Below are 26,869 nucleotides of genomic sequence, written 5' to 3' on the forward strand. Positions count from 1 at the left end.
GCGTTGTGCGGCCACACCCACCTTCGCGCACGGCGGGAGTTGCGCGCACGCCGGGCAACGCGCGCAAACCTCGGGTCTCGCGCGCACCCACTCTCGTGTGCATGCCACTCTCGCCCACACGGCGGCTCTCGCGCGCACGGTGGCTGCTGCGCGCATGCTGGTTTCGCCCACACGGCGGCTCCTGCCCGCACGTCAGGCGATGCGCGCACTGCTGCCCTGCGGGCCTGCGCGCATGGCGGCTGTTAGGCCCACGGCCCGTCTCGCGCGCACGCTTGCACACGTGCAGACGCTGCTTGATGCGCGCACGGCGGTTCTTGGGCGTGCAGCTTGTCTCCCGCACGCCTGGTTCGCGTGTAGATGCCGGCTGATGTGCGCGGGACGCTCTCGCACACGCTGGCACGTCCATGCGCGCACGGTGTGCACTCACGCGCAGGACGGCTCTGCGCGCACGGTGGCTCTTACGCGCACGGCGACTCACGCGGGCATGAGGGCACGCGGGCTCTCCCGCGCACAGGGCGACTTACGCGGGTATGCGGGCTCTCGCGCGCACCAGCTCCCCGCTCTCTCGCGCACACCGAACCCCCCGGCTCTCTCGCGCGCACCGGACCCGCGCTCTCGCACGCGCACCGCACCTGAACCGAACCCGAGCCCTCTCACCAACTCCACTCAAACCCATAACACCCAGGCCCGAACTTCAGCGCCACCCCCAGCACCGACCCACCCTCCTCCACCCGCACCCCAACAGACCGCCGACTCCCATCCGCCTCCTGCACCACCCGCCGACAAGACCGCGGCACCACGTCAAAAGTCACCTCCAGCACGTACTCGTGCACCGGCCGCCGGAACTTGCGCGAGTAGTTGGTGGCCAACGGATAAGGCGCACAATTCACCAACTCGTGCTCGGTGATCACAGTCTGCCCCCGCCGCAACGGCGACCGGAACAGCAACTCCGCCACCAGAAGCCCGTCGGCAGGCCGAGTCACGACCCGCCCGAGCCGACAGTTGTGCAACGGCCGGATGGCAGGCAAAGGCCGGTCGTGTTCGTCGAGGTGCAGGATCACGACCCACCGGTCGGGCCCGTCCTCCTCCGCCCGCAGCACCTGCCGCGACACATAAGACCGCTCGCCCCGCTCCGGCCCCACGGCCACCCGGTCGTGCTGGCTGATGCGGGTCAGGCGCGAGTCCCAGCGCGTGTCGACGCCACCCACCACGTCGTCGATCACCGAAGGCACCGGCCAGAACTCGCTGATGCCCGTCTGGCGGCGGCTTCCGCGGACAGCGGGGCCCAGCAGCGAGGACAACGCGCCGGGGGACAGGGCCAGCACCTCCTCCAGGCACGAGACGGCCGCTACCGAGGCTCGGCGTTCCGGGCGGCTGCGGCCCGTTTGCCAGTAGCTGAGTGTTGCGAGGCTGACCGACACGCCTCGGCGGGCGAGGTGGTCTCGGATCCGTTCCAGGGACAGGCCGCGCGCCGCGACGCCTTCCCGGAGTGCGGACGCGAAGTCCGACATCGTTGTCTCCTTCCCGACGGGCGCGTCGACGCTATCCCTCTTATGGCGCAACGGAAGCCGGGACTTAAAAGTGAAAACGGACATCATCCGATCGCCGCACGTCAAGAGTGACCACAACCATCCGAAAGACCGGATGTCCTGAGCGATCGCTACGGCTACCGTCGCCTGACCCTGCGAACCCTGCAGAAACCCTGCGAAGGAGCCCGAAGGTGCGAAGAAGAAGATCCCTGCTCGTCACAGCACTCCTGGTGCTGACGGCGGTCCTGCCCACGGCCACCGCCCAGGCCGCCGGGTGCTCCGGCACCAACGAGAGCGACTTCGCGATCGGTGACAACACCACCGTCGAGTCGCCGATCGCCATCAGCGACTGCGGGTCGGTCCCGTCGGCGACCGCCACGGTGCCGGTGAAGATCGTGCACACCTACATCGGTGACCTCCAGGTCAGCCTGATCGCCCCGGACGGCTCCGCGTACGTCCTGCACAACCGGGCCGGCGGCTCCGCGGACAACATCGACCAGACCTACACCGTCGACCTGTCCGGCGAGACGTCGAACGGCACGTGGAAGCTGCGGGTCAACGACAACGCGAACAACGACACCGGCCGGATCGACGCCTGGTCGCTGAACCTCGGCGGATCGACGCCCGCCAACGACTTCTCCGTCGCCGTCTCGCCCACGTCCGGTTCGGTGGCGGCGGGCAGCACGGCCACGACGACCGTCCAGACCCAGACCACGGCCGGTCAGGCGCAGACCGTCGCGCTGACGGCGACCGGAGTGCCTTCCGGCGCGACGGCGTCGTTCAGTCCGGCCTCGGTCACGTCCGGTTCCAACTCCACGCTGTCGATCAGCACGACGGCGTCGATCTCGTCCGGCACCTACCCGATCACCGTGCGGGCCGCGGGCACGACGACGAAGACCGCGACCTACACCCTGACGGTCACGGGTGGCACCGGGCCGCAGATCCCGGACATCGACATCGCCAACGTCAAGGCGCACCTGACGCAGTTCGGCACGATCGCCTCGCAGAACGGCGGCAACCGGCGCTCGACGTCGGCCGGCTACCGCGCGTCGGTGGCGTACGTGAAGGACAAGCTCACCGCCGCCGGGTACTCGGTCACCGAGCAGCCCTGCACGTCCGGCTGCACCAGCGGTGCCGGACCGAACGTCATCGCGGAGTGGCCCGGAGGCAACGCGAACAACGTCTACATGTTCGGCGCCCACCTCGACGGTGTGTCCGCCGGCCCCGGCATCAACGACAACGGCTCTGGCTCGGCCGCGCTGCTGGAGACCGCGCTCGTGCTCGCTCAGCGCAACCCGTCGATGGTGAACAAGGTCCGCTTCGGCTGGTGGACCGACGAGGAGCAGGGCCTCAACGGCTCGCGCTTCTACGTCTCGCAGCTGCCGTCCGCCGAGCGCACGAAGATCAAGACCTACCACAACTTCGACATGGTCGGCTCGACCAACGGCGGCTACTTCATCAACAACATCACCTCGGCCCAGTCCACGCACATGAAGGCGTACTGGGACTCCCTCGGCCTGCAGCCGGAGGAGAACACCGAGGGCCGCAACCGGTCCGACGACGCGTCCTTCACCAACGCGGGCATCCCGGCGTCCGGCTACGCGATGGGCGCGAGCGCCCGCAAGACCGCGGCCCAGGCGACGAAGTGGGGCGGCACATCGGGCAGCGCGTTCGACCCCTGCTACCACGCGTCCTGCGACACCACCGCGAACATCAGCGACACCCACCTCAACCGCGCGGTCGACGGCATCGCCTACACCCTGTGGAAGTCCGCCGTCGGTACGGGAACGCCGGGCGCGGACTTCTCGGTGTCGGTGTCGCCGACGTCCGGTTCGGTGGCGGCGGGCTCGTCGGTCTCGGCCACGGTGGGCACCGCCACGGTGAGCGGTGATCCGCAGACCGTGCAGCTGTCCGCGTCCGGACTTCCCTCCGGCGCAACGGCTTCGTTCAGCCCGGCGTCCGTCCAAACGGGAGCGAGCTCGACGCTGACGATCGCCACCACGGCGTCCGTCGCCGCGGGCACCTACCCGGTGACGATCACCGCGGCCGGCACCGCGAACCGCACGGCCACCTACACGCTGACCGTCACGGGCGGCGGTGGCGGCAGCTGCACCGGCACGAACCCCAACGACGTCGCCATCCCGGACGCGGGCGCCGCGGTCGACAGCGACGTCGTGATCTCCGGGTGCTCGTCCACGCCGTCCGCCGCTTCGGTGGTGACGGTCCGGATCGTCCACCCGTACATCGGTGACCTCACGGTGGCCCTGATCGCACCGGACGGCACGTCGTACACGCTGCACAACCGGACCGGTGGCAGCGCGGACAACATCGACCGCACCTACACGGCGAACGTGTCGGGCGAGGGCGCCAACGGCACGTGGAAGCTCCGCGTTCGCGACCTGGCGGCGTCCGACGTCGGCACGATCGACACGTGGGGCATCAACCTGGCCCCGTAGGCGATGAAGTGGCCTCTTGGTTTACCCGCACAATGGGTATTCTGAGAGGCCACTTGTCCGCGCGAACATCATCGTCGTGACCACTCAGCACACCATCAAGATCGCGGAGCTGGACAACGCGGACCTGGCCTCCGCCTTCGACGTCATGCGCGAACTCCGACCGCACCTCACCGACGCCGACGAGTTCGTGGAGCTCGTGCGCGCCCAACGGCGTGAGGGCTACCGTCTCGTCGTCTCCTACAACGAGACGGACCGTCTCGTCTCGTTGGCCGGGTTCCGGCACCAGACGAGCCTCTACGCGGGCTCGCACCTCTACGTCGACGACCTGAGCACGCTGCCGTCCGCCCGCGGTCAGGGCCACGCCGGCGCCCTCCTGCGGTGGGTAGACGAGGAGGCCCGGCGCCTGGGCTGCGCGGGCGTGCACCTCGACTCAGGCTCTCAACGGCACGACGCGCACCGCCTCTACCTGGCCTCCGGCTTCGTCATCCCGGCGTTCCACTTCGCCAAGAGCCTCTGAAACGGCGTCGCGCCCACACCGTGCAGCGCGACGCTGCCGAGCACGCACACGACCGTGATCGTCAGGATCGTGTCGGCGGCGGGACCCTCCGGCAGCCGGTTGAACGCGAGCAGCCCGAACACGATCGTCGTCGTGCCCCTCGGCCCCAGCGCGCCGACCAGCAGGCGTTCGCGCCGCCGCATCCGCGAGCCGGTCAGCGCGAGGAACACGGGCCCGAGCCGGACCACGGTGAGCACGGCCGCGCAGAAGAGCAGCACCTGCCATGAAACGCCCAGGTAGAACGTGAGCACGGCGGCGATGCCGACCACGAACCACATGGTCATCGTCAGCAGCCCGGTGACGTCCTCCAGCAGGTGCAGGTCGGAGTTCAACGCGTCGGTGCGCGCCTCCGCCCGCCCGGTGCGGACGCGGCGGGCCTTGAGCAGCCGGTGCACGTACCGGAACGTGATGCCGCAGACGAACGACGCGACGAACCCGTTGCCGTCGATCGCGACCGTCGCCGTGTAGGTCAGCAACGGCGTGAGCAGCACCGCGACGCGGGCGGACTGGTCGCTCACCCAGTCCGCCTGGTGGGCGAGGTCCATCAGGCAGCCGAGCAACGCACCGATCACGACGCCGGCCAGCAGCGCCTTCACCGCGAACGGCAGCACCGTGCCCAGCGCCTCCAACGGCGTGCGCTCCTGCGTGTCGTCACCCGCCAGGACCAGCGCGAACAGGAACAGCGGCGTGATGATGCCGTCGTTGTAGCCGCCCTCGACGTTCAACGTGCTCCGCACCCGCGCGGACAGCCCCCGGTCGCGCACGACGCGTTCGGCGGGGGCGAAGTCGATCGGCACCGTCACGCACGCGACCAGCAGCAGGACCTCCCACGGCAGGCGCGGGAACAGCAACCAGCCCAGCAGTGCGGCCACGGCGATGCTGATCGGCATCGCGACCAGCAGCACCCTCGCCACCAGCCCCGGATAGGGGCCCCACAGCCTGCCCGCGCGCACCTCCGTCGCGTCGACGAACAGCAGCACCGCGAGGATGATCTCGGCCGCGTGCTGCACCGACTCGGTGTTGAGGCCGTCCGCGATGCCACTCGGTTCGAACCATCCGACCACGACCCCGGCCAGCACCATCACGAGAGGTGCCCCGAGCAGCCAGCGGTCCAGGCGGTTCGCGGCCAGCGACCGGACGACCATCGCGAACGCGGCGGCGAGCAACAGCGAGTTCATGGGCCTCATCTTGGCCCTTGAGTCCAAAGAGGACATCCGCAGGCGTTGCTCCGGACGGACCGACTCCGACTATTCACCTAAACCGGGACGCCCCGCTGTACGTACACCCAGACATGAGCGGATCTCAGTCCGGTAACGAGAGGGCGCCACATGGGCAAACACCACGATGACAACCGCCGCGCGAAGGTGATCGCGGGCGCCATCGGTCTCGTCGCCCTGGCGATCACAGGCGCGACGTTCACCGCCAGCCAGGCGGCGCCACAACTCCGCACGGCACCGGAGAGAGCCACCGAGACGTTGCGGGAGAAGGCCTCCGTGCCGGGCACCGCGTGGGCGGTCAACCCGGCGACGAACGAGGTTCTCGTGACTGCCGACGACACGGTGACCGGCGCGAAGTGGGACAACCTCGTTTCCACGGTGAACGCCATGGGCGCCGGCGTGAAGCTGCAGCGCACCTCGGGGGAGTTCCGCCTGTTCGCCGAGGGTGGTGACGCGATCTTCGCCGGCAACAGCCGCTGCTCGCTCGGCTTCAACGTCGTCACCGGCAACGGCAGCCCCGCCATCCTCACCGCGGGCCACTGCACGGCCGCGGGCAGGCAGTTCTCCCTGACACCGGGTGGACGGGCCGCCGCAACGGTCGCGCAGTCGACGTTCCCGGGCAACGGCGACTTCGCCCTGCTCACCTACAACAACCGCAACACGAACGCGCCCAGCGAGGTCGACACCGGCAACGGCCGCAGGGTGCGGATCGAGCGCGCCGCGGAGGCGCGGGTCGGCCTGCAGGTCCAGCGGATGGGCAGCACGACGGGCCTGCGTTCCGGCCGCGTGACCGGCCTCAACGCCACGGTCAACTACCCCGAGGGCCGCGTCACCGGCCTGATCCAGACGACCGTGTGCGCCGAGGGCGGCGACAGCGGCGGTCCGATGTTCACCAACAACGGCAACGCGATCGGCCTCACGTCCGGCGGCAGCGGCAACTGCCGCACCGGCGGTGTGACGTTCTTCCAGCCCGTCACCAGGGCGCTCGCCGCGGTGGGCGCGCGCATCGGGTGACCGTCAGGCGGCATCGCGCCGGCTCACCGGCCGCAGCCTGATCCGGCGCCGCGTGCGCGTCCGTCCACTTCGGTCCGCCGAGGAGGACGTGTCGCGCGTGCCGGCGCCGGAGTCGCTGCTGTGCAACGGCGTCCGCCCGCCGGGGTCGCGCCGGCCGAAGTGGACGAACGCCAGCAGCACGAGTCCGACCACCAGCAACGAGTGGGAGAACACGCGCGCCGCAGTCGCCGTGCCACTGAGAAGATCGCTGGCGGAGTAGGGGATCAGCACCGCGACGAACGCCGCGGTGACCGGCAGCACGCCCGCCGTCGCGGACGGGCGCAGCGCCGTCCACAGCAGACCGAGACCGAGCGCGAGGTTCCACGCCGTGCTCTCGTTGAACAAGTGCGTGCTGTCGACCCCTGTCGTGTGGCCGCTGTGAGCGGTGCTGACGCCGAGCACCTGGGCCAGGCCGAGGGCGATCTGCGCGACGGCGACCCCCGTGAGCAACCCGCGCGGCAGCGCGCCCTTCGGCGTCGGCGGGGTGATCGGCGGTGCGGCGTCGAGGATCGCCGCGGTCAGGTCGGGAACCCGCGCGGCCGGCCTCACCCGCAGCACGCGGTTGAGCGCGGCTGCCCCGTCGTGCCACTCCCGGCAGGACGCGCAGCCGTCGAGGTGCGCGTCCACCTGGTCGGCGGGCACGCCCTCCGGTTCCCCGTCGAGCCTCGCGGACAGGGCTTCGCGGCAGGTGCGGCACTCCACACCGTCATTGTCGTCCATCGGCCGTTCGCGGTTCCCGACGATCTCGAACGGTGGGTTACTCTGCCGGACCGTGGCGTCTTCGAGGAGTGACGACGAGACGGTGACGGCGTGCGCGCTGGCCGCCGGTGCGGGGGACCGCGAGGCGCTGGAGCGGTTCATCCGCCTCACGCAGCGCGACGTCTGGCGGCTGGTCGCGCACCTCGGTGGCATCGGCCTTGCCGACGACCTCACCCAGGACGTCTACCTGCGCGCTCTGCGGTCTCTGCCGGGCTTCGAGGCCCGTTCGTCGGCCCGCACGTGGTTGCTCTCGATCGCCCGCCGCACCGTCGTGGACCACATCCGGGCGGCCGTCGTGCGCCCGTCGATCGCGTGGTCCGCCGACTACCAGACGGCCTCGGACTCGGACCGCTACGCCGAGCACGCCCGTTCGGCGGGGTTCGAGGACGTGGTGGAGTTGAACGTGATGCTCGCGGGGCTGGCGCCGGAACGCCGGGAGGCGTTGCTGCTGACGCAGGTGCTGGGGCTGTCGTACGCGGAGGCCGCCGAGGTGGCGGGGTGCCCGATCGGGACCGTGCGGTCGCGGGTGGCGCGGGCCAGGGAGGACCTGATCAGCGGGCAGGGGCACGAGGACGCCGGGGCGGTGTAGGGGCGCCGGGGCTGTGCAGGGCCGCAGGGGCGGTGTAGGTCCGCAGGGCTGTGCAGGCCGCAGGGCGGCGCTGGTGGCGGTTGGTGCTGCTCGCGGCGCTGGTGGCTTCTGCCAGCGGCCGGTGTGGCGCGGGTGCTCGCACTCCTGCACGTCGCCGGGTGGTGGCGGGGCGGGTGCACCCTCCGGCGTCGTAGGACCGTTGGTGCGTTATCGCTTCCAGACCGTGCCGCGGCGCTCGTACTCCAGGACCGTCTCCACCCGTTGCGCCACCTGAGCGCCCACGAAGCGCTCCACCAGCCACAGCGCCACGTCCAGGCCCGAGGTGACGCCGCCGCCGGTGATCAGGTCGCCGTCGTCCACCACGCGCGCCTTGATCACCGTCGTGCCCTGGGCGGCGAGGTCGGCCTGCGCGGCGTGGTGCGTGGTGGCGTTGCGGCCCTTGGTGATCCCCGCCGCCGACAGGATCATCGTGCCGGTGCAGATGCCCGCCTTGAGCGACCTCGTCTCGGCGAGGCGGCGCAGGAACTCGCGGTCGCGGATCACCGGGTGGACGCCGGGGGCGTTCGTGTTGGCGTAGCCGCCGCCGGGGACGACGAGCACGTCGGCGTCGGCGGGGGACCAGCCGGTCGCCACCTTGACCTCGGTGCCGTAGGTGCAGGTGACCGAACGTGGGCGGTCGGTGGTGACCATGGTGGTGCGGAGGGCTCCGTTGCTGAGCTTGCCGGCCAGGCCGAGCACCTCGACGGGGGCGATGAAGTCCTGTTCCTCGACCCCGTCGAACATCAGCACCTGCACCCGCAGCGGTGCCGCCGCGGTGGCGGCGGCGGTAGCGGTTCCGGTGAGTCCGACGGACAGCGCCGAAGCGCGGAGAAAAGTTCGACGTTCCATGCCGGACAAGTCGGTTTCGGAGCGCTTCTGGTTCCCGCGAAACCGGTTCCGTCAGCGGGAGACGGACTGCGCGAACGCGAACACGTGGTCCGGGTCGTACTTCCCGTCGACCTCCTTCAGGCGGGCCAGGTTGTCGCCGTAGTAGGCCTGTGCCCATCGCGGCATCTGCGGGTCGATGTAGTTGACGTACCCGGTGTCGCCGACCAGCGCGCCGAGTCCGTCGCGGATCGTGGCCAGGTTCTTGCGCGCCTCGCCCGCGTTCTCCGGTGGCGTCTTGAGGTAGATCTGGACGTTCGCGAGAGCCTTGCGGTGCGGGAACGCGGTGGCGTCCGGCGCGACTTCGGCGACCGCGCCGCCCAGGCCGTCGAAGATCAGGTACGTCTCGTCCGACTGGCCCGCCAGCAGCGCCACGGCCTTGGTGGGGTCACCGATCGGCTCGCCGACGACCCGGGACGACGCCACGGCCGACTCGCGGGCGATCGGGCCTCCGGCGAAGTAGCGCGTGGCCTCGGCGTAGGTCTGCGGCTGGATGAACCTCTCGCCGGGAGGCAGCTGGTTCAGCAGCGCGGCGAGGCCGCCGACGGATCCGACGAAGCAGCCGCCGATCTTGCAGCTCGGCTGGGCGCCGCCGCGCACCACGACGTTGGACCACAGCTCGTTTGGCGCTGCGGCGATCCACCTCTGCCACGCGCCGAGCGCGTCCGCCGCCGCACCGGCCGGGTACGACAGCGAGAAGACCGTGACCTCCGGAGCGGGCACGGTGTCGAACACGAACTCGGTGACGATCCCGAAGTTGCCGCCACCACCGCCGCGCAACGCCCAGAACAGGTCGGGTTCCTGCTCGGCGGACGCGGTGAGCACCTGTCCGCCGGCCGTCACCACCGTCGCGGACACGAGGTGGTCGCACGTCAGCCCGTACTTGCGGGACAGCACGCCGATGCCACCGCCGAGCGTGAGGCCCGCGACGCCGACGGACGGGCACGTGCCGGTCGGCAGGCACCGCCCGGAAGCCGCCAGCACCTGGGAGACGTCGCCGAGAGCGGCGCCGGAGCCGATGCGGACCTGGTCACCCGGCAGCACCTCGACCTCGGCCAGCCCGCGCACGTCGACCTGCAGACCTCCGGCCGGGGACGAGTAGCCGGCGTAGCTGTGGCCACCGCTGCGTGCCGCGATGGCCACGCGACCACGGGCGGCCTCGATGCAGGCCTGCACGTCGGCGGCCGAGGTGACCTTGGCGACGGCGGCGGGTTTCTGGCCGTCCCACACGGGGTTGAAGCCCTGGTAGGCGAACCCGTCGTCGCCGGAGAGGACGAGCTGACCGGACATCTTCGAACGCAGACCGGTCCAGTCGGGCGGTCCACTCGGAACGGACGAACTGGACGGTGGCGGTGAAGGAGGAGGAGCAGGAGAGGTGCAGGCCGCGAGTGCGGCACCGGCACCGGCGAGCCCGGCGACCTTGAGAAACCTGCGTCGATCCACCCGGTCGATCTTGGCACGACGTGATCACGCCCGCACTCCGGTGTGGTACCTGAGTCGGACTTCGCACCAGTCCACGGTGTGATGCGCGCTCACGCGCTGTAGATCCACTCTGAGGTCGTGGCACTTTCTCGAAAGCATGTGGTGACCGTGGTGGTGGCCGGGATGATCCCGCTCGCGCCGGCCGCTCAGGCGGCCCCGGACCCCGGATGGGGCGCGTGCGACAAGCCGGTCGCGCAGGGCGTCGAGTGCGGCACGCTGACCGTGCCGATCGACTGGGCGAGAACGGACGGGGGCACGGTCGGGCTGCGCGCCTACCGGTGGAAGGCCGAGAACAGCAGGGGAACGATCCTGAGCTTCCCCTCCGGTCCCGGCCAGCCCGGTGACTTCACGTTCGGCACCCTCCGCAAGGCCCTGCCCGGATACGACCTGATCTCGCTCGACCCGCGTGGTGTCGGTGAGAGCCGTCCGATGACCTGCGACGTCGACAAGATCCTCAAGATCCCGTACGTGCCGCCGGCGGACGACACGGCGTTCGCGACGCTCCAGGAGAACCAGAAGGGGTTCTGGTCCTCCTGCACGACCGGTGTGCCGGACCTGGACCGGCACCTCGACGCCTACAGCACCGCCCAGGACGCGGACGCGTTGCGCAGGGCGGTGGGCGCGAAGCGGGTCAGCGTGTACGGGCTCTCGTACGGCACGTTGCTGGGCGAGCGCTACCTGGAGACGTTCGGGCAGCACGTCGACGGATCGGTGCTGGAGGGCGTGATGAACCCGGGCCAGAGCCGCAGGGAGTTCATGACCACCGCCGCGGCGGGCGTGGAGGCGATCTTCACGAAGTTCGCGCGGTGGAACGAGGAGACGCCGGACAGCGCGTTGCACGGCCAGAACGCGGCCGACGTGTTCCGCGGGGCGCAGCAGAAGGCCTCCGGCGTTCCGGGGACCTTCTTCGGCTTTCCGTGGTCGGAGGTCATGATCACGCGGTACTTCGAGATCTACGCGCCCCGGGACTTCGCCGAGGTGGCGAAGGGGCTGCGGGACCTCGCGGACGGACGCAACCCGTTCGGTGACGAGCCGGGCGGTGAACCGCCGCCGGAGAGGATCGAGTACGCGGATCCGATCGTGTGTTCGGACTGGCAGTTCGCGCTGCCGGACGCCAGGACCGCGCGCGGGGACCTGGACTCCACGAGGAAGGCCGCACCGGTCGTCGGGTACTCGACGAACTCCAGCAACTACACGGCGATCTGCGTGGGCGGCCCGCGGACGGGGCAGCCGAAGCCGGTGTCCTCGCGCAGTGCGAACCCCACGATTCTGCTGAGCAACTCGCTCGACCCGGCGACGCCCAGGGCCTGGGCGGACGGGGTCGCGTGCCAGTTGGGGCACAAGGCGATCCACGTCGTCACGGACCGGGTCGGCCACGGCGGCGGCATGGACGACCCGGTGACGCTCAAGAAGGTGCGGGACTACATGACCAGCACGACCCGGCCGTGATCGTTGCGGTGCCACGCGTCCGTGACGCCGTCCAGCCGCACGACCTCGTGGTCGACGCTCAGCTCGCCGTCCGCGGCGTACCGGGCGACGACCGACACGGCCTCGGCCCGTTGCCGCACCGTCAGTTCGTTGTTCGTGTAGCCGGACAGCCGCAACGACTTGCTGCGCACTGTGGACGAGGTGATCGGGCAGGTCTCGCCGGCCGATCCGCCGAGGTTCACCCACCGGCCGCCCTGGCGCAACGCACGGGCGGCCGCGGCGGCGGGAGGCCCGAACAACGGGTCGAGCAGCAGGTCCGCGCCCTCGGCGGCCTCGGTGACGTCCTCCAGCGAGACCACGACGTCCGCTCCCGCCCGCTTGGCGCGGTGGCGTGCCTGCGGTGACCGCGCGGCCGCCACCACCTTGCCCGCGCCGGCGAGGCGGGCCAGCTGGATCGCGGCCTGACCGACCGTGCCGCATCCCAGCACGACCACGGTCTCGCCCTCGGCCAGTTCGCCGCGCCACGTCAACGCCATGTGCGCGGCGACGGCGGAGAGCCCGAGCGCCGCCATCATGACGGGGTCGACGTCCGGCAGGAACACCAGATCTTCCTGACGCGCCAACGCCTTCGCGGCCATGCTGCCGTCGCCGGGCGCCATCCCGGCACTGGTCGGGAACCACACCACCCGGCCGTCGACCGTCCCGATCCCCTGCACGCCGGGAACATAGGGCGTCTCGGGTACGCCGAAGTACGACGTTCCGCTGGCGCACAACAGGTCCAGCGGCGTGATCGGCGCGGCGAGGACGTCGACGACGACCTCACCGGGTGCGGCGGAGGGCTCGCCCCGGTCAGCGAGCGACGGCGGCTGACCGGGACGAACGACTACCGCGGCGCGCACGGCTGCAGCACGAAGTCGTACTCGGCGAGCACCCAGGGCACCTCGGACACGTTGCCGTCCGGGGTGACTCCGGGCTCGCGCGGCACGAACCTGACGACGAGCTCCTGCTTGGTGCCGAACACGACGTCGCTGTCGAGGTACTCGGCGCCCTCCTCGAACAGGTGCGTGATCAGCGGCTCGAAACCGTCGGCGGTGAGCAGGAAGTGCACGTGCGCGGGCCGGAAGTGGCTGATCTCGGTCTGGTCGATCAACGTGCCGACCGGCCCGTCCATCGGGATCGAGTACCCCTTGGGCGTGATCGTGCGGACGCAGTAGGTGCCGTCCGGCTCCGCCCGGTACTTCGCGCGCAACCGCGCCTCGTCCACCTCCAGCTGGGCCTCGTACGCGCCCTCGGCGTCGGCCTGCCAGACGTCCAGCACGGCACCGGCGACCGGGGTGCCGTCCAGCGACCGCACGGTTCCGGTGAGGTAGAGCGGAGTTCCGTCCACGTCGTCCGACATGTCACCGCCGAAGCCCAGTTCGGGGGAGCCGTCGATGTGGAACGGGCCGAGCACGGTGGCCGGGGTCGCCGCCGGGGCGAACCGGTGGTTCATCTGCACGACCAGCATGCTCAGGCCGAGCACGTCCGAGGCCAGGATGAACTCCTCGCGCTTGGCGTCGCTGATCTGCCCGGTCGCGGTGAGCCACCCGATCGCGGCCATCCACTCGGCCTCGGTGAGCCGCACCTCGCGGGCGAAGTCGTGCAGGTGCCGGACCAGCGCCGTCATGAGCTGCGCGGTCCGCGGGTCCTTCGCGGTGGCCCAGCGCTGCTCGGCGAGCGCGGTGATGTTGTCCTCGGTGACGAGCTGCATTGCTCACTCCTCGACGGGTGCGACGGACCTGGTGTTCGTGTCGACGGAAAGGAAGATCTGGTTGCCGACCGGGTTGCGCAGCTCCTCGGCGAGCTGCCCGATCAGGCCGGCGGTGCGGGCGAGCAACGCGAAGCCCCGCAGCAGTTCCAGCGGCAGGCCGAGGTCGGCGAGGACCGCGCCGCACGTGCCGGCGCCGTTGAGCGGCAACGTCTTGCCGAGCACCTGCGGGTGCACGCGGCCGATCGCGGCGAACAACGAGAGGTGCGGCCCGACCAGGCCCTCCTCCTCGGCGATCGCGAACAGCCGGGGTGTGCGGGGATCGCCGTTCTTGTGCACGTGGTGCCCGAGACCGGGGATGCGTGCTTTTCCTTGCGCTTTCAGCGTTTCCAGAGCGAGCGCGTCCCAGTCCGTCGAGTCGCTGGTGCTCACGACGGCGTTGAGGAACCGGCCGCAGTCCTCGGTGACGCCGAGGAACCGCGAACCGCCGCCCAGCAACCCCGCCGCGAGCGCGCCCTGCACGGAGTCGGGTGCGGACAGGAACGTGAGGCGGCTGACGATCGCGGTCGGCGTGAACCCGTGGTCGGCCAGCGCGGCCAGCACCGCCTCGAACAACCGCGTCTCGCCGGGGCTCGGCCTGCGCTGGGTGGCGAGCCAGAACGCCAGCTCGCCGAACCCGACGCTGCCCATCACGTCACGCGCGAGGTCCTTGCCCAGCAACGTGATCGTGTCGGGCGTGGATGCGCCGAGCGCCGTTTCATAGACCGTCACGGTCCTCCTTCAGCCAGCTCCGCAGTTCCTCGCCGTGCTCGTCCAGCCCCGGCGGCGGCAGCCGGTACACCGCCGGTGTCTCGGAGAACCGGATCGGGTGCCGCGTCGTCGGCACGTCCCCGACCACCACGACCGGGTCGAGCCCGAACCGTTCCGCCATCGCGAAACCGCCGTCGATCGTGTTGATCGGCCCGCACGGCACCCCGGCCGCCACGAGCAGGTCGAACCACTCGACCGCGCCTCGGGTCCGCAGGCGTTCCAGCAGCAACGGCCGCAGCTCCTCGCGGTTGCGCGTGCGGTCGGCGTTGCGGGCGAACCGCAGGTCGTCCGGCACCTCGGGCAGTCCGAGGACCTCGCACAGCCGCCGGAACTGGCCGTCGTTGGCGGCCGCGACGATCAGGTCGTTGTCGGCGGTCGGCAGCGGTTCGTAGGGGAACACGCTGGGGTGCGCGTTGCCCATCCGGAACGGCACGACCCCGCCGGCCGCGTACGCCGAGCTGTGGTTCACCAGCCCCGTGAGCGCGGACGACAGCAGGTTCACCTCGACGAGCTGCCCCTGCCCGGTGGCGTCGCGGTGCCGCAGCGCCGCGAGGATGCCGATCACGGCGTGGTTGCCCGCCATCACGTCGAACACCGAGATGCCCGCGCGGTACGGCGGCCCGTCCGGGTCGCCGGTGAGGCTCATCAGGCCCGAGATCGCCTGCACCATCAGGTCGTAGCCGGGGACGTGCTTTCCCTCCCCAGAGCCGAAACCGGTGATCGACGCGTAGATCACGCGGGGGTTGTCCGCGCTGACCGACGCGTGGTCGAGCCCGTACTTGGCGAGGCCGCCGGGCTTGAAGTTCTCGATCACCACGTCCGCGCGCCGGGCGAGCTCGCGTCCCAGCGCGGCGTCCTGCTCGGCGCGCAGGTCGAGCGCGATCGACCGCTTGCCGCGGTTGACGCCCAGGTAGTAGGTGGACACGTCGTCGCGGACGGGCGGCATCCACGTGCGGGTCTCGTCGCCGCTCGGGCCCTCGACCTTGACGACCTCGGCGCCCATGTCGGCCAGCAGCATGGTCGCGTACGGGCCTGCCAGCACGCGCGAGAAGTCGGCTACCAGCAGGCCTTCGAGCGGACCCATCAGACGGACGTCCTGGTGTCGCCGCGGTACTCGGTGTACGTGTAGGGGTTGTCCAGCACCTTCGACTCCGGGATGTCGGGGTTCATGCCCTTCGCCCACGCCTCCTCGCCGAGCTCGGAACGCAGGTGGTCGACGGTGTCCTGGACCTGCGCGCGGATCGAGCCCAGATCAACGCCGACGAGCCTGTGGTCGCGCTTCACGATCTTCCCGTCGACGATCACGGTGTCCACATCGGACCGTTGCGCCTGGAACGCCACGTGCCCGTACGGGTTGAGGATCGGGAACATCGCGGGGGAGTTCTCGTTGCGCAGCAACACGATGTCGGCCTTCTTGCCGACTTCGAGGCTGCCCAGGTCGGAGGCGCGGCCCAACGCGCGTGCGCCACCCAGCGTCGCCCACTCCACGACCTGCTCGGCCCGGAGAGCCGCGTGCGTGACGGTGTCGTTGTTGGCGTGCGCGGCCATGTGCGCCCGCGCCCGGTCGGCACCCAGCGTCGTGCGCATCGCGGAGAACAGGTCGCCGCTCCACCACACCGAGGTGTCCATCGACAGCGACACCGGGATGCCGTGCTCGCGGATCGCCCAGGTGGGCGGGTAGCCCTGGCCCGCGCTCTGCTCGCTCTCGGTCGACACGGAGATCGACCCGCCGGTGGCCGCGATGCGGTGGTAGGAGTCGGCGGACAACGTCGCCGCGTGCACGTAGATCGTCTCCGGCGTCATGAACCCGTTGTCGTGCATCAGCCTGATGCCGTCGTCGTTCGTCGCGCCCCACACGCCGGCGTGCGTCGTGACGGGGACGCCGAGCTCCCGCGCGACCTCGAAGGCGGGCTTCTCGGGGAACGACGGGTCGCCCGTGACGTCGAACGCGAGCTGGAAGCCCAGCATGTCGTCGCCGGTGACGCGGCGGGAGACGAAGTCGCGGAACTCGGGCGTGGCCGTCCAGTTCGCCGGGCTGTCCTGGATGTTCCCGTACGCCAGCACGAACCGGCCGGGGATCGCCTGCAACGCGTCGGCGGCGGCGTCGGCGTGGTCGGTGGTCTGCAGGCCGTGCGACCAGTCGACGGTCGTGGTGACACCCGCGTCGAGCGCCTCGGCCGCGCCCAGCAGGTTGCCAGCGTGGATGTCCTGCGGCCGGAAGACCTTGCCCCACTCCAGGTAGTACCAGACGAAGTACTGCGTGAGCGTCCAGTCGGCGCCGTAGCCGCGCATCGCCGTCTGCCACATGTGCCGGTGCGTGTCGATCATGCCCGGCATGACGATGCCACCGGAGGCGTCGACCTCCTCGGTGCCCTCCGGCACCTCCAGTCGTGGCCCGATCGCGGCGATCCGGTCACCGGTGACCAGGACGTCGTGGTCGACGAGCGGCTGGCGGCCGTCCATGGTCAGGACGGTGCCGTTTCTGAGGACGACGGAACTCATCGGGAACTCCCTTGACCGTCTGGCGGACAGGTGTCCGTTGAATCCTCAACCTTCTGCCGTCCGGGGTCAAGCCCTCAGGACGCGACGACCTCGTGCGGCACCGTGCCGAGCCGGGCGAAGTCGGCGCTGATGTCGCCTGCGACCTGCAGCAGGAGCGGCAGGTGGTGCTCGACCATCCGCTCGACGGACGTCTCCGACGCGTGGCAGTTGACGTTGATGCCGGCGACGACCGTGCCGTTCCCGTCCCGCAGCGGTGCCGCGACCGACCGGATGCCCAGCGCGAGCTGCTCGTCGGTCATCGCCCACCCGCGAGCCCGCACGTCCCGCAGTTCGGCGTCGCGCTCGGCCTCGTCCGGCTGCCATCGCGACGTCAGCCCCGACCGCGTGGGCTGCGCCAGTGTCGCCTCCAGCTCAGCCGGCGGCAACGCCGCGAGCTGCACTTTCCCGAGCGAGGTCGACAGAGCGGGGAAGCGCGTGCCGATCTGCACGGACAGCGTGACGATCTTCGGCACGGCCACCCGCGCCACGTAGACGATGTCCGACCCGTCGAGCTGCGCGATCGACACGGACTCGTTGGTGCGGGCGCACAGCCGTTCCATGTGGGGCCGGGCCACGTCCCACAGGCCCATCGACCGCACGTACGCGACACCGAGGTCGAGCACCCGGGGCGTGAGCGCGAACCCGGTCTCGCCCTGCCGCACGTACCCGAGCTCGACCAGCGTCAGCAGGATCCGGCGCGTGGTCGGCCGCGCGAGGTCCGTGGCCGCGGCGACCTCGCTGAGCGTCATCACCGGACGCAGCGGCTGGAACGCGCGGATCACGTCCAGGCCGCGGGCGAGCGCCTCGATGAAGTCGGGGCCGGTGTCAGGGCGAGCAGGCATGCTCCCACGATAACGGACAAGTGTCCGTAATCGTGGGAGCGTCAGTGCCGGGAGACCAGCACCGCGCAGGCGACCACCAGCGCGGTCAGCACGAGCAGCGTCACGCCGACGTCGACGAGGAAATCGAGCAAACGCGCGGTGGCCATGGCCATCAGTCCAAACTGACAGGTTCCTTGCGGCGGGAGCGGAGGCTGGTCAGGGTGACGACGCCCAGGGTCACCACGATGACGCCCAGCGAGACAGGGGTCGGGATCGTCGGCACGGCGGGCCACACGCCGTGGGCCCAGTGCAGCACCAGCTTCAGCCCGATGAACGCCAGGATGATCGCGAGACCGTGGTTGAGGTGCACCAGCTTGGCCAGCACGGACTGGAGCACGAAGTACAGCGCGCGCAGGCCGAGCAGCGCGAACGCGTTGGTGGCGAACACGAGGTACGGGTCCTCGGTGATGCCGTACACGGCGGGCACCGAGTCGATCGCGAACACCACGTCGGTCGCGAAGATCGCCACCACCACGATCGCGAGCGGGGTGAGGGCGCGGCGGCCGTTCTCGCGGACGACCATCTTCGTGCCGCGGTAGTCGTCGGTGACCGGCATCAGCCTGCGCAGCAGCCGCACCGAGCGCATCTTCGACGTGTCCTTCTCGGCGGGCTCACCGGACAGGGCGGACTGCAGGATCTTCACGGCGGAGGCGAAGAGCACGAGCCCGAACACGAGGAACGCCCAGGTGCCGGCCGAGAGCATGGCCGCGCCGGCCGCGATGAACACGCCGCGCAGCACCAGTGCGCCGACGATGCCGTAGAGCAGGACCCGCTGCTGGATCTCCGACGGCACGCTGAACGCGGCCAGCAGCAGCATGAAGACGAACAGGTTGTCGACCGACAGGGACTTCTCGACCACGAACCCGGTCACGAACTCGATCGACTGGACGCTGCCGAACTCGAACCACAGCCAGAGGCCGAACACGAACGGCAGCGCCAGGTAGAAGATCGACCAGCCGGTCGCTTCCTTGATCGACACCTCGTGCGGGCGCCGCGTCACCAGGAAGTCGACGACCAGCAGACCGAGCAGCACCGCGATGCTGACGAACCACAGTGCGGGCGATGCCACGGATTCCACGGGCACAGGACCTCCTCGAACAACGATCGTTCGAGGTCTCCTTCACCCGAAGCCGAGGCCGGGCGGCCTCCCGAGGACACCTTGGGGATGTCCGTACTGACCGGGCAGGCGCTTGGGAAGTACTCCCCTCGCCGGACAGCATAGGTAAAGGGATAGTAATGCTCAAGTAAGCCGATCGTGGCTTGCATCTCAACCGGCTTGAGGTTTGATCGTAGGCGTCATGGACGACAACAGGCTGTACGCGATCGGTGAGGTGGCGCGCCGCACCGGGCTGAGCGTCAGCGCCATCAGGTTCTACTCCGACGAGGGGGTCGTGGCGCCCGCGAGCGTCACCGCCGCCGGGCATCGGCTCTACGACGTGCACGCCATCGCGCGGCTGGAGTTCGTGAGCACGCTGCGCGAGCTCGACGCTGGTCTCGACGACATCCGGCGGCTGCTGGACGGCAGCGTGACGCTGACCGACCTGGCCACGGCGCACCTGTCCCGTCTGGACGACCAGGCGCGGCGGATCCGGTCCCGGCAGGCGGTGCTGAGGACGATCGCCCGCCAGCACACCGAGGCCGAGCAGGTGATCCTGCTGCACAAGCTCGTCACGCTGTCCGACGCCGACCGCGAGCGGCTGATCGACGACTTCTGGAACGAGATCAGCGACGGACTCGCGGCCACTCCCGCCTTCCTCGACATGCTGCGCAGCGAACGGCCGATCCTGCCGGACGAGCCGAGCACCGAGCAGTTGGAGGCGTGGATCGAGCTGGCGAACCTGTTGCAGGACGACGACTTCCGCCGCGCGGTCCACCAGCAGTTGCACGAGACCGTGTCCACGCCCAGTGCCCAGGTGATGATGTCCCCGGAGGTGCTGGGCTCGTTCGACCGCGGCGGCGCGATCCTGGAGCGGGCGAACCAGGCGCGCAAGGCAGGGGTGCCGGTGGACTCGCCGCAGGCGCGCGAGATCGCGGACCTCTACGCGGACCACATGCGCGAGTACACGCGGGAACCGGACAGTCCCGAGCTCCGGCAGCGGCTGGCCGTGGACGCGCTGCGCGTCGAGGAGCTGCACCTGGAGTCGCTCGCGGAGTTCGAGAGGCCTCAGGACCCGCACACCCGCTACCAGTCGCTGGTGGGCGTCATCAACGGAACGGCCGGCGCCGGGTTCGACTTCATGCCCTTCGTCTGGCTGTCCGAGGCCCTGAAGTTGTCCCCCGCGAGAGCTACACGCGAATGTCCACCGAGCGGGGACGTTCCGAACGCCTGAAATCCCTAGTTTTCCGGTCATGCGATTTCTGAAGCAGTTGGTCGTCGTGGCGGTCGTGTCGTGGGCCGGCGGAACCGGCGTGCAGGCCCTGGGCTGGAACTGGCCGCTCACCCTGGTCGCCGGGTTCCTCGCGGCGGCGCTGGCACTCGCCGCCTACACCTGGATCGTCCGCAAGACTGAGCACCGCGAACCCACCGAGGTCTCGCTGAGGACCGCTCCGGGCGCGCTCGGCCGCGGTGTCCTCATCGGACTCGCGATGTTCGGGGCGGTGATCCTCAACATCGCGTTCCTCGGCGGGTACGAGGTGCGCGGAATGGGATCGGTGACCGGGACGATCGCGATCTTCGGGTTCATGGTGGCGGTCGCGGTGACCGAGGAGCTGCTGTTCCGCGGCGTGCTGTTCCGGATCGTCGAGGAGAAGATCGGCACGTGGCTCGCGCTGGTGCTGAGCGGGCTGGTGTTCGGGTTCGCGCACCTGCCCAACCCCGGCGCCACCGTGTGGAGCTCGCTCGCCATCGCGATCGAGGCGGGGCTGATGCTCGGCGCCGCCTACGTGGCCACGCGCAACCTGTGGGTGCCGATCGGCGTGCACTTCGCGTGGAACTTCGCCCAGGGCGGCATCTTCAGCACCAGCGTGTCCGGGCAGGACGCTCCGCAGGGGCTGCTGGACGGCGTCACGTCCGGTCCGGCGATCCTGACCGGCGGCGACTTCGGACCCGAGGCGAGCGCGTACTCGGTGCTGGCGGGTGTGGTCGTGACGGTCGCGTTCCTGTGGCTGGCCAAGCGGCGCGGGAACCTCGTGCCGCGCCGGGGCCGTGCCGCGTCGGCCGCTACGCTCGACGCGTGATCAGCCTCCAGCGGTGGCGCGGCTGGGACGTGCGCGTCCAGGACGCGCCACTCGCGCTGTTGCTCGCGCTCGGGTCGGTGGTGCCCGCGTTGCACGACAAGGGCACCCAGCTCGGCGGGCTGCCGAACCGGCCGTTCGACCTGCTCGCGATCGCGGTCATCGCCTTCGAGTGCCTGCCGCTGGTCGTGCGCCGCAAGTGGCCCCTGGTGTGCCTCGCGCTCGTGTCCGTCGCGTTCGTCGTGGACCAGTTGCGCGGCTATCACACGGTCGCCGGGACAGCGCTGCCGATCGCGTTGATCAGCGCCGGTCTGCACGTGTCACGTCATCGGCGCACCACCGTGATCGCGCTGACCGCGGGCTACGCCGGACTGGCCGTCGCGCTGGAGCTCAACGGATCGACCGAGGGCGTGGCCGGGTTCGTCACCTTCTACCTGGCGCTCGCCGCCGCGTGGGCCATCGGCGCGTGGCTGCGGCTCTCGCGCGAGTCCGAGGCCGAACGCCGCCGGCACGTCGCCGCGTCCACCCGTGTCGCGGAACGGACGTTGATCGCCCGCGAGCTGCACGACGTGGTGACCCACCACGTGACGGCGATGGTGGTGCAGGCGGAGGCCGCGCGGTACCTGACGGCGGCGCCCGACCGGCTGGACCAGACGCTGCAGGCGATCACGGACACCGGACGGCGGTCGCTGACGGACCTGCGGCACCTGCTCGACCTGCTGAACCCCGACCACAGCGCGGAGGCCGTCGGTGATCTGCGCACGCTCGTCGAGCAGACCCGGCTGGCCGGGCAGCCCGTGGAGTTCGCGGAGGAAGGTGAGGCGACGCGGGACGCGGGCAGCGCCGAGGCCGTCGCGTACCGGGTCGTGCAGGAGGCGTTGACGAACGCGCTGAAGTACGCGCACGGCAACCCGACGAACGTCTACGTGCGTTACGGCGAAAGGGACATCACGGTGGAGGTCGGCACCGAGGGCGCGAAGTCGTCCGCTTCGGTCGGCGGCAGCGGGCGCGGCCTCGCGGGGCTGCGCGAACGCGTCGACGTGCTCGGCGGCGAGTTCTCTGCGGGGCAGCGGGACGGCGGTTTCGTGGTCACGGCACGGATTCCCGCGGGGAGTCCGGCGTGACCGTGCGCGTCCTGGTGTGCGACGACCAGGCACTCATCCGCACCGGGTTCGCCACGATCATCGACGCCCAGCCCGACCTGGAGGTCGTGGGGGAGTGCGGGGACGGGCGCGCGGCGGTCGAGCTGGCCGGGCGGCTGAGGCCGGACGTCGTCGTGATGGACGTGCGGATGCCGGTGCTCGACGGCATCGGGGCGACCCGGTTGCTGGCGGGCGCCGGCGTTCCCGATCCCGTCAAGGTCCTCGTGGTCACGACGTTCAACCTGGACGAGTACGTCTACGAGGCGCTGCGGGCGGGTGCCAGCGGGTTCCTGCTCAAGGACGCGCCGCCGTCGCAGCTGCTGCAGGGCATCAGGACGGTCGCGAGCGGGGCCGCGCTGCTCGCGCCGGAGGTGACCAGGCAGCTGGTCGGCAGGTTCGCCGCGCGCATCCGGCCGCTGGACGAGGTGGGGGAGACCCAGCTGGCGCCGCGCGAGCTGGAGGTGCTGCGGCTCATCGCGGAGGGCCTGTCCAACAGCGAGATCGCCGCCGCCCTGGTGATCAGCCAGGAGACGGTCAAGACGTACGTGTCGCGCATCCTCACGAAGCTCGACCTGCGCGACCGGGTGCAGGCCGTGGTCTACGCCTACCGCCGCGGCCTGGTGACCTGACCCTTACCGGAGGATTACGAGACGTGACGTGATCGTCACGAAGCGGTAAGAACCGGGGACATGAGAATCCCTGCGATCTTGTCGATCGTTCTCGCCGCGGGCGTGCTCGTGACGCCGTCGGCCTCGGCCCACCGTCCTGTCTGGTTCACCTCGTGGGCCGCGTCGCAGCAGCAGCTCGCGCCCGTCACCCTGCACGACCGGTCGATGCGGATGATCACGCACCTGAGCCAGGGTGGTGGCGCGGTCCGGATCCGGTTGCAGAACACGTTCGGCACGCAACCCCTGACGGTCGACCACACCACCGTCGGTGTGAGCACCGGCGGCGCGACGGTGGCGCAGACGCGCGACGTGACGTTCAAGGGCAGCCGGACGGTCACGATCCCCGCCGGGGGTGAGGTGTGGAGCGACGGGACGCCGCTGACCACCAGGCCGGACACCGACCTCGCCGTCAGCATGTTCGTCGCGGGCGACGTCGTGCCGGGCAGGCACGAGGCCGCGTTCCGCGAGAACTACCTGACCCCGGCCGGTTCCGGCTCGCACACCACCGACGAGGGCGCCGCCTACACGGAGAAGGTCCAGTCGACCTACCTCGTGAGCGCGGTCGACGTGTTCAACCCCCAGCTGACCGGGACCGCCGTGTCGTTCGGCAGCTCGGTCGTCGACGGCGTGGGCAGCACGAACTGCGGGCCGGGGTGCACCGAGCTCGGCACCAACAAGCGCTGGAGCGACCTGCTGGCCCGCCGGATCGTGGCCTCCTCGCGGCCCCAGATCGCCGTCGCCAACGCCGGGATCAACGGCACCACGAGCTCCGTCTGCCCGAACAGCCCTGGCGGAGTCGCCGGCCTGGATGCGTTGTCACGCCTGCAAAGGGACGTCCTCGCACTGCACGGCGTCACCGACGTCATCTACTACTACGGCACGAACGACCTGGCGAACGGCTGCACCGCCGAGAGCATCCTCACCAGCTACCGCACGGTGTTCCAGCGGCTGCGCCAGGCCGGGATCGCGGTGCACGTCACCCCGATCACGCCCCGGCCCGGCTACAGCGACCAGAACAACCGCGACCGCAACACCGTCAACGAGTTCGTGCGCCGCGGCGGCGACTGCTCGGACACCTGCGCGTCGGTGCAGGACTTCGACCAGGTGCTCAAGGACCCGGTCAGGCCGAACAGCATCGAGCCGCGGTACGACACCGGTGACGGCGTGCACGTGAACATCGCGGGACAGCAGGCGATCGCGGACTACATCGCGCTGGAGGACCTGTCGTAGGTCAGCGACGCCCGCCGCGTGCGCTGTAGGCGGCGATCCCGCTCACGAACAGCACTCCGGCCGTCCACGACGTCAGCGCGTCGTCCGGGGAGCCGAGCGGCCACGTGACGATCCGGCCCGTCACCGACGAGGCCGGCGGCATGATCGCCGCCACCGCCCACCACAGCACCGGCGCCACCGGGGCGAACCGGGCTCCTGCCACCGCGGCCGCGAGCCCGGCCAGCCCGATCATCCCCGCCGTGTCGCGCACGACGAACGCGGCGGGGAACGGCTGCTGACCCAGTTCCTGCACCAGCAGCACCGAGGCCGCGGCCAGCACCGCTGCCACGAGCAGGTGCCCGAACCTCCAGAGCGGCCAGGGAAAGGCGGTCGACCGGTCGAGCTCCGGGTCCTGGCCGGTGAGGCCGACCGTGGCCACCAGGACGGCGGCCAGGCTCGTCAACGACGCGCTCAGCGGCGTCCAGGGCGTGTTCAGCGCCGACCAGGCGATGAGCACCACCACGGGCAGGAACACCACGGCGGCGGGCACTCCACGAGATCGCGCGTAGAGCGCGAACGGCCTCATCGCCCGTCCTTCAGCACGCCGAGCACGCGTTCGGAGTCCTCGCACGTCAGCAGCATCCGCCGGGCCTGGGCGACGCGGTTCAGCTGCTCCTGGGCCGGCTGCTCGCGGAACCGCTGCCAGGCCTGGTCGATCTCGGTGCGCAGCCGACCGTTGTTCCACATGAGGGGTTCGGACGCCAGCTGGACCAGTTCGCCGTTGAAGTAGCCGGCGGTGACGTAGCGGACGACGCCCTCGTAGGTGTTGAAGGAGTTCGGCTCGGCGCAGGTCGCGACGCCGCCTCCCGCGAGGAACTCGAGCCGCAGCTGGTCCTCGGTCATGGTCAGCGGCCGGGGGTAGCCCTGCGACGGCAGGTACACGATCCGCTGATCTCGTTGGGGCGCGGTCAGATGAGCCATCGCCGACGTGTCCTCGCGGATCTCCTTCGGCGCGTCCGGCAGCACGGCGAGCTTGGCCAGCGCCGCCCGTCCCGCGGCGGCGACGGCGGGCAGCTTGTCCTCGTGCGCCTGGCTGACGCACACCTCGCCGTCGCAGACGAGCCTGCTCGCGATCGAGTCCGAGACCAGCACGTCGGAGTACTTGGCCGGCATGATCGACAGGGCGAGCGCGACGGCCAGCCCCGCGGGGACGAGCGCGGTCAGGCGGCCCAGGTTGGTCCTCGCGACGAGCAGGAGGAACGCCGTCACGCCGAGTCCGGTGAACCACACGATCTGGCCGAGGTCGACCGACGTCGAGGTCGTGACGAGGTCGGAGCTCGGCGGGTCGAGCACCGGCGCGAGCAGGGCGAGCCGGGGGATCTCGTCGCCGGGGGAGCGGGCTTCGAGCGCCCGCCCGGCCGTCGTCGCGACCATGAACGTCCCGACCAGCGCGACCGGCACGGTCAGCGGATGCGGCAGGAGCCTGCCGACCGCGAGTCCCAAGAGGACACTCGACGCCAGCGCGAGCACCACGGTCACCATGAGCGGGACGAACCCGATCGACACGAACCCGCCGCCGAGCGCGACGTTCGCCACCAGTCCGGCGCACAGCACCGCCGTGGCCACCGCGACGACACCCGCCACGGCCGCGGCGAGCGTGCCCAGCCGCACCCAGCCGGGACGGGAGGTCGCGGCGAACAGCTCGGTCACGCGGGAGCGGCTGTCCCGCATGCCCTGGAAGACCGCCAGCCCGACCACGAGCGCCCACACGTACGCGAGCGGCAGGCGCAACGAGAGCACCGCCGACGTCGAGTTGCCCGACCACCGCACGTTCGACGTCATGACCAGCAAGAGCATTCCCGTGCCGGACACCAGTACGAGCAGTCCGGCCCAGAGCGCGGTGGAGCGCCGCAGTTCGATGCGCAGTCCGGTCACCAGGCACCTCCGGCGTTCGCGCTGATGAGCGCCGAGTAGCCGCGTTCGATGGGGCTGTCGCCGACGTGCTCGCTCGTGCCCGCCGTGGCGAGGTCGGACGGAGTTCCCTGGAACACCAGCGATCCCTCGCTGACGAGCACCACGTCCGTGCAGGCCGCGGCGACGTCCTCGACCAGGTGGGTCGAGATCAGCACGCAGGAGTTCCTGCCCAGTTCGGCGACGAGCTCGCGGAACCGCAGACGCTGTGCGGGATCCAGCCCGACGGTCGGCTCGTCCAGCAGCAGGACGTCGGGGGTGTTGACGATGGCCTGCGCGATGCCGACCCTGCGGACCATGCCGCCGGACAACGACTTCATGCGGTCCTCCGCGCGGTCGCTGAGCCCGACCCGTTCGAGCGCCGTCTTCACGGCTCCCGGGATCTGCGCGGACGGCATCTCCTTCAGCCACGCCAGGTACTCGACGAACTCGCGCACCTTGAACCGCTTGTAGTAGCCGAAGTGCTGGGGCAGGTAACCGAGCCTGCGCCGCACCGCCTTCAGCTTCCCGTTCGCCGGAGTGCCCAGCAACGACAGCGTTCCTGCCGTCGGGGACTGCACCGTCGCCAGCGTGCGGATCAACGTGGTCTTGCCCGCGCCGTTGGGGCCGAGCAGGCCGTGCACGCCCTGGCCGAGTCGCAGACTCAGTCCGTTCACGGCGTTGCGCCTGCCCAACCGCACCACCAGGCTGTCGGCTTCGATCGCCCGCATCCTGTTCTCCCTCAAGTGATTGC

General features: G+C 70.6%; 25 protein-coding genes. 10 read left to right on the plus strand and 15 right to left on the minus strand.

Going from position 1 to position 26,869, the window contains the following annotated elements:
* Window positions 1–653 precede the first annotated feature (653 nt).
* A complete protein-coding gene (locus tag ACFWN2_RS10820; protein ID WP_382426577.1) occupies window positions 654–1,511 on the minus strand; it encodes an XRE family transcriptional regulator in 858 nt (285 codons plus the stop codon).
* A 209-nt stretch (window positions 1,512–1,720) separates the two neighbouring features.
* Between ACFWN2_RS10820 and ACFWN2_RS10825 the strand changes: the two genes are divergently transcribed.
* Together ACFWN2_RS10825 and ACFWN2_RS10830 are read left to right on the plus strand one after the other, a co-directional pair.
* Window positions 1,721–3,985, plus strand: coding sequence for a proprotein convertase P-domain-containing protein (locus ACFWN2_RS10825; RefSeq protein WP_382426578.1), 2,265 nt, complete (start codon window positions 1,721–1,723; stop codon window positions 3,983–3,985).
* Window positions 3,986–4,061: 76 nt separating this feature from the next.
* Window positions 4,062–4,502, plus strand: coding sequence for a GNAT family N-acetyltransferase (locus ACFWN2_RS10830; protein ID WP_382426579.1), 441 nt, complete (start codon window positions 4,062–4,064; stop codon window positions 4,500–4,502).
* Here ACFWN2_RS10830 and ACFWN2_RS10835 read toward each other — a convergent pair.
* The gene (locus ACFWN2_RS10835; RefSeq protein WP_382426580.1) at window positions 4,448–5,719 is read right to left on the minus strand and encodes a cation:proton antiporter; all 1,272 of its coding nucleotides are present in this window, start codon (window positions 5,717–5,719) and stop codon (window positions 4,448–4,450) included. The two genes, ACFWN2_RS10830 and ACFWN2_RS10835, sit on opposite strands and share 55 nt — an antisense overlap.
* A gap of 150 nt (window positions 5,720–5,869) precedes the next feature.
* On the opposite strand from ACFWN2_RS10835, the gene ACFWN2_RS10840 reads away from it, so the two are divergent.
* Window positions 5,870–6,772 carry a S1 family peptidase gene (locus ACFWN2_RS10840; RefSeq protein WP_382426581.1) on the plus strand — a complete coding sequence of 301 codons (903 nt, stop codon included), beginning with the start codon at window positions 5,870–5,872 and terminating at the stop codon, window positions 6,770–6,772.
* Between the two features lie 3 nt (window positions 6,773–6,775).
* On the opposite strand, the gene ACFWN2_RS10845 is transcribed toward ACFWN2_RS10840, so the two are convergent.
* Window positions 6,776–7,531, minus strand: a complete 756-nt coding sequence (locus ACFWN2_RS10845) for a zf-HC2 domain-containing protein (RefSeq protein ID WP_382426583.1) — start codon at window positions 7,529–7,531, stop codon at window positions 6,776–6,778.
* Between the two features lie 52 nt (window positions 7,532–7,583).
* On the opposite strand from ACFWN2_RS10845, the gene sigC reads away from it, so the two are divergent.
* Window positions 7,584–8,159: an RNA polymerase sigma factor SigC gene (gene sigC / locus ACFWN2_RS10850; RefSeq protein WP_382426584.1), complete on the plus strand. Its 576-nt coding sequence runs from the start codon at window positions 7,584–7,586 to the stop codon at window positions 8,157–8,159.
* A gap of 207 nt (window positions 8,160–8,366) precedes the next feature.
* Here the strand turns inward: sigC and ACFWN2_RS10855 are convergent, their stop codons facing one another.
* Complete coding sequence (locus tag ACFWN2_RS10855) at window positions 8,367–9,047, minus strand: DJ-1/PfpI family protein (protein WP_382426585.1); 681 nt, start codon at window positions 9,045–9,047, stop codon at window positions 8,367–8,369.
* 51 nt (window positions 9,048–9,098) lie between these two features.
* Window positions 9,099–10,526: an FAD-binding oxidoreductase gene (locus ACFWN2_RS10860; RefSeq protein WP_382426586.1), complete on the minus strand. Its 1,428-nt coding sequence runs from the start codon at window positions 10,524–10,526 to the stop codon at window positions 9,099–9,101.
* A 117-nt stretch (window positions 10,527–10,643) separates the two neighbouring features.
* Here ACFWN2_RS10860 and ACFWN2_RS10865 point away from each other — a divergent pair, with 117 nt between their 5' ends.
* Window positions 10,644–12,014, plus strand: coding sequence for an alpha/beta fold hydrolase (locus ACFWN2_RS10865; protein ID WP_382426588.1), 1,371 nt, complete (start codon window positions 10,644–10,646; stop codon window positions 12,012–12,014).
* Here the strand turns inward: ACFWN2_RS10865 and ACFWN2_RS10870 are convergent.
* From ACFWN2_RS10870 to ACFWN2_RS10900, 7 genes are all read right to left on the minus strand, one after another.
* Window positions 11,987–12,892 (minus strand): zinc-binding alcohol dehydrogenase family protein, encoded by a 906-nt coding sequence (locus ACFWN2_RS10870; protein ID WP_382426590.1) that lies wholly within the window; start codon window positions 12,890–12,892, stop codon window positions 11,987–11,989. The two genes, ACFWN2_RS10865 and ACFWN2_RS10870, sit on opposite strands and share 28 nt — an antisense overlap.
* The gene (locus tag ACFWN2_RS10875) at window positions 12,877–13,743 is read right to left on the minus strand and encodes a dioxygenase (protein ID WP_382426591.1); all 867 of its coding nucleotides are present in this window, start codon (window positions 13,741–13,743) and stop codon (window positions 12,877–12,879) included. Before ACFWN2_RS10875 ends, ACFWN2_RS10870 begins: the two co-directional genes overlap by 16 nt.
* 3 nt (window positions 13,744–13,746) lie before the next feature.
* A complete protein-coding gene (locus ACFWN2_RS10880; RefSeq protein ID WP_382426592.1) occupies window positions 13,747–14,511 on the minus strand; it encodes a citryl-CoA lyase in 765 nt (254 codons plus the stop codon).
* Window positions 14,498–15,634: a CaiB/BaiF CoA transferase family protein gene (locus tag ACFWN2_RS10885; RefSeq protein ID WP_382426593.1), complete on the minus strand. Its 1,137-nt coding sequence runs from the start codon at window positions 15,632–15,634 to the stop codon at window positions 14,498–14,500. Before ACFWN2_RS10885 ends, ACFWN2_RS10880 begins: the two co-directional genes overlap by 14 nt.
* On the minus strand, window positions 15,634–17,052 hold the full coding sequence (locus ACFWN2_RS10890) for an amidohydrolase family protein (RefSeq protein WP_382426594.1): 1,419 nt from the start codon (window positions 17,050–17,052) through the stop codon (window positions 15,634–15,636). Before ACFWN2_RS10890 ends, ACFWN2_RS10885 begins: the two co-directional genes overlap by 1 nt.
* Before the next feature lie 74 nt (window positions 17,053–17,126).
* Window positions 17,127–17,933, minus strand: a complete 807-nt coding sequence (locus ACFWN2_RS10895) for an IclR family transcriptional regulator C-terminal domain-containing protein (protein ID WP_382426596.1) — start codon at window positions 17,931–17,933, stop codon at window positions 17,127–17,129.
* Between the two features lie 151 nt (window positions 17,934–18,084).
* Window positions 18,085–19,056, minus strand: a complete 972-nt coding sequence (locus ACFWN2_RS10900) for a TerC/Alx family metal homeostasis membrane protein (protein WP_382426597.1) — start codon at window positions 19,054–19,056, stop codon at window positions 18,085–18,087.
* 214 nt (window positions 19,057–19,270) lie between these two features.
* On the opposite strand from ACFWN2_RS10900, the gene ACFWN2_RS10905 reads away from it, so the two are divergent.
* The 5 genes from ACFWN2_RS10905 to ACFWN2_RS10925 are packed head-to-tail and all read left to right on the plus strand — an operon-like array spanning window position 19,271 to window position 24,186.
* Window positions 19,271–20,302, plus strand: a complete 1,032-nt coding sequence (locus ACFWN2_RS10905) for a MerR family transcriptional regulator (protein ID WP_382426599.1) — start codon at window positions 19,271–19,273, stop codon at window positions 20,300–20,302.
* 19 nt (window positions 20,303–20,321) lie between these two features.
* Complete coding sequence (locus tag ACFWN2_RS10910) at window positions 20,322–21,149, plus strand: CPBP family intramembrane glutamic endopeptidase (RefSeq protein ID WP_382426601.1); 828 nt, start codon at window positions 20,322–20,324, stop codon at window positions 21,147–21,149.
* Window positions 21,146–22,270 (plus strand): sensor histidine kinase, encoded by a 1,125-nt coding sequence (locus ACFWN2_RS10915; RefSeq protein WP_382426602.1) that lies wholly within the window; start codon window positions 21,146–21,148, stop codon window positions 22,268–22,270. The genes ACFWN2_RS10910 and ACFWN2_RS10915 overlap by 4 nt, the downstream gene beginning before the upstream one ends.
* Window positions 22,267–22,917, plus strand: a complete 651-nt coding sequence (locus tag ACFWN2_RS10920) for a response regulator (RefSeq protein WP_382426604.1) — start codon at window positions 22,267–22,269, stop codon at window positions 22,915–22,917. The genes ACFWN2_RS10915 and ACFWN2_RS10920 overlap by 4 nt, the downstream gene beginning before the upstream one ends.
* A gap of 60 nt (window positions 22,918–22,977) precedes the next feature.
* On the plus strand, window positions 22,978–24,186 hold the full coding sequence (locus ACFWN2_RS10925) for a GDSL-type esterase/lipase family protein (RefSeq protein ID WP_382426605.1): 1,209 nt from the start codon (window positions 22,978–22,980) through the stop codon (window positions 24,184–24,186).
* Between the two features lies 1 nt (window position 24,187).
* Here ACFWN2_RS10925 and ACFWN2_RS10930 read toward each other — a convergent pair whose 3' ends face one another.
* Genes ACFWN2_RS10930 through ACFWN2_RS10940 form a run of 3 tightly spaced genes read right to left on the minus strand, consistent with a single transcriptional unit; the run spans window position 24,188 to window position 26,846 of the window.
* On the minus strand, window positions 24,188–24,751 hold the full coding sequence (locus ACFWN2_RS10930) for a hypothetical protein (protein WP_382426606.1): 564 nt from the start codon (window positions 24,749–24,751) through the stop codon (window positions 24,188–24,190).
* Window positions 24,748–26,100, minus strand: coding sequence for a hypothetical protein (locus tag ACFWN2_RS10935; RefSeq protein WP_382426608.1), 1,353 nt, complete (start codon window positions 26,098–26,100; stop codon window positions 24,748–24,750). The genes ACFWN2_RS10930 and ACFWN2_RS10935 overlap by 4 nt, the downstream gene beginning before the upstream one ends.
* Window positions 26,097–26,846, minus strand: a complete 750-nt coding sequence (locus tag ACFWN2_RS10940; protein ID WP_382426609.1) for an ABC transporter ATP-binding protein — start codon at window positions 26,844–26,846, stop codon at window positions 26,097–26,099. The genes ACFWN2_RS10935 and ACFWN2_RS10940 overlap by 4 nt, the downstream gene beginning before the upstream one ends.
* Window positions 26,847–26,869: the final 23 nt, after the last annotated feature.

The sequence above is a fragment of the Lentzea sp. NPDC058436 genome (assembly GCF_042721515.1).
Classification (GTDB): Bacteria; Actinomycetota; Actinomycetes; order Mycobacteriales; family Pseudonocardiaceae; genus Lentzea.

Excerpts from the sequence above, each read along its gene's own strand:
- ACFWN2_RS10820 (WP_382426577.1), bottom strand. The coding sequence starts at position 1,511 with ATGTCGGACTTCGCGTCCGCACTCCGGGAAGGCGTCGCGGCGCGCGGC.
- ACFWN2_RS10835 (WP_382426580.1), bottom strand. The coding sequence starts at position 5,719 with ATGAACTCGCTGTTGCTCGCCGCCGCGTTCGCGATGGTCGTCCGGTCG.
- ACFWN2_RS10840 (WP_382426581.1), top strand. The coding sequence starts at position 5,870 with ATGGGCAAACACCACGATGACAACCGCCGCGCGAAGGTGATCGCGGGC.
- ACFWN2_RS10845 (WP_382426583.1), bottom strand. The coding sequence starts at position 7,531 with ATGGACGACAATGACGGTGTGGAGTGCCGCACCTGCCGCGAAGCCCTG.
- ACFWN2_RS10855 (WP_382426585.1), bottom strand. The coding sequence starts at position 9,047 with ATGGAACGTCGAACTTTTCTCCGCGCTTCGGCGCTGTCCGTCGGACTC.
- ACFWN2_RS10875 (WP_382426591.1), bottom strand. The coding sequence starts at position 13,743 with ATGCAGCTCGTCACCGAGGACAACATCACCGCGCTCGCCGAGCAGCGC.
- ACFWN2_RS10885 (WP_382426593.1), bottom strand. The coding sequence starts at position 15,634 with ATGGGTCCGCTCGAAGGCCTGCTGGTAGCCGACTTCTCGCGCGTGCTG.
- ACFWN2_RS10890 (WP_382426594.1), bottom strand. The coding sequence starts at position 17,052 with ATGAGTTCCGTCGTCCTCAGAAACGGCACCGTCCTGACCATGGACGGC.
- ACFWN2_RS10895 (WP_382426596.1), bottom strand. The coding sequence starts at position 17,933 with ATGCCTGCTCGCCCTGACACCGGCCCCGACTTCATCGAGGCGCTCGCC.
- ACFWN2_RS10905 (WP_382426599.1), top strand. The coding sequence starts at position 19,271 with ATGGACGACAACAGGCTGTACGCGATCGGTGAGGTGGCGCGCCGCACC.
- ACFWN2_RS10910 (WP_382426601.1), top strand. The coding sequence starts at position 20,322 with ATGCGATTTCTGAAGCAGTTGGTCGTCGTGGCGGTCGTGTCGTGGGCC.
- ACFWN2_RS10925 (WP_382426605.1), top strand. The coding sequence starts at position 22,978 with ATGAGAATCCCTGCGATCTTGTCGATCGTTCTCGCCGCGGGCGTGCTC.
- ACFWN2_RS10930 (WP_382426606.1), bottom strand. The coding sequence starts at position 24,751 with ATGAGGCCGTTCGCGCTCTACGCGCGATCTCGTGGAGTGCCCGCCGCC.
- ACFWN2_RS10940 (WP_382426609.1), bottom strand. The coding sequence starts at position 26,846 with ATGCGGGCGATCGAAGCCGACAGCCTGGTGGTGCGGTTGGGCAGGCGC.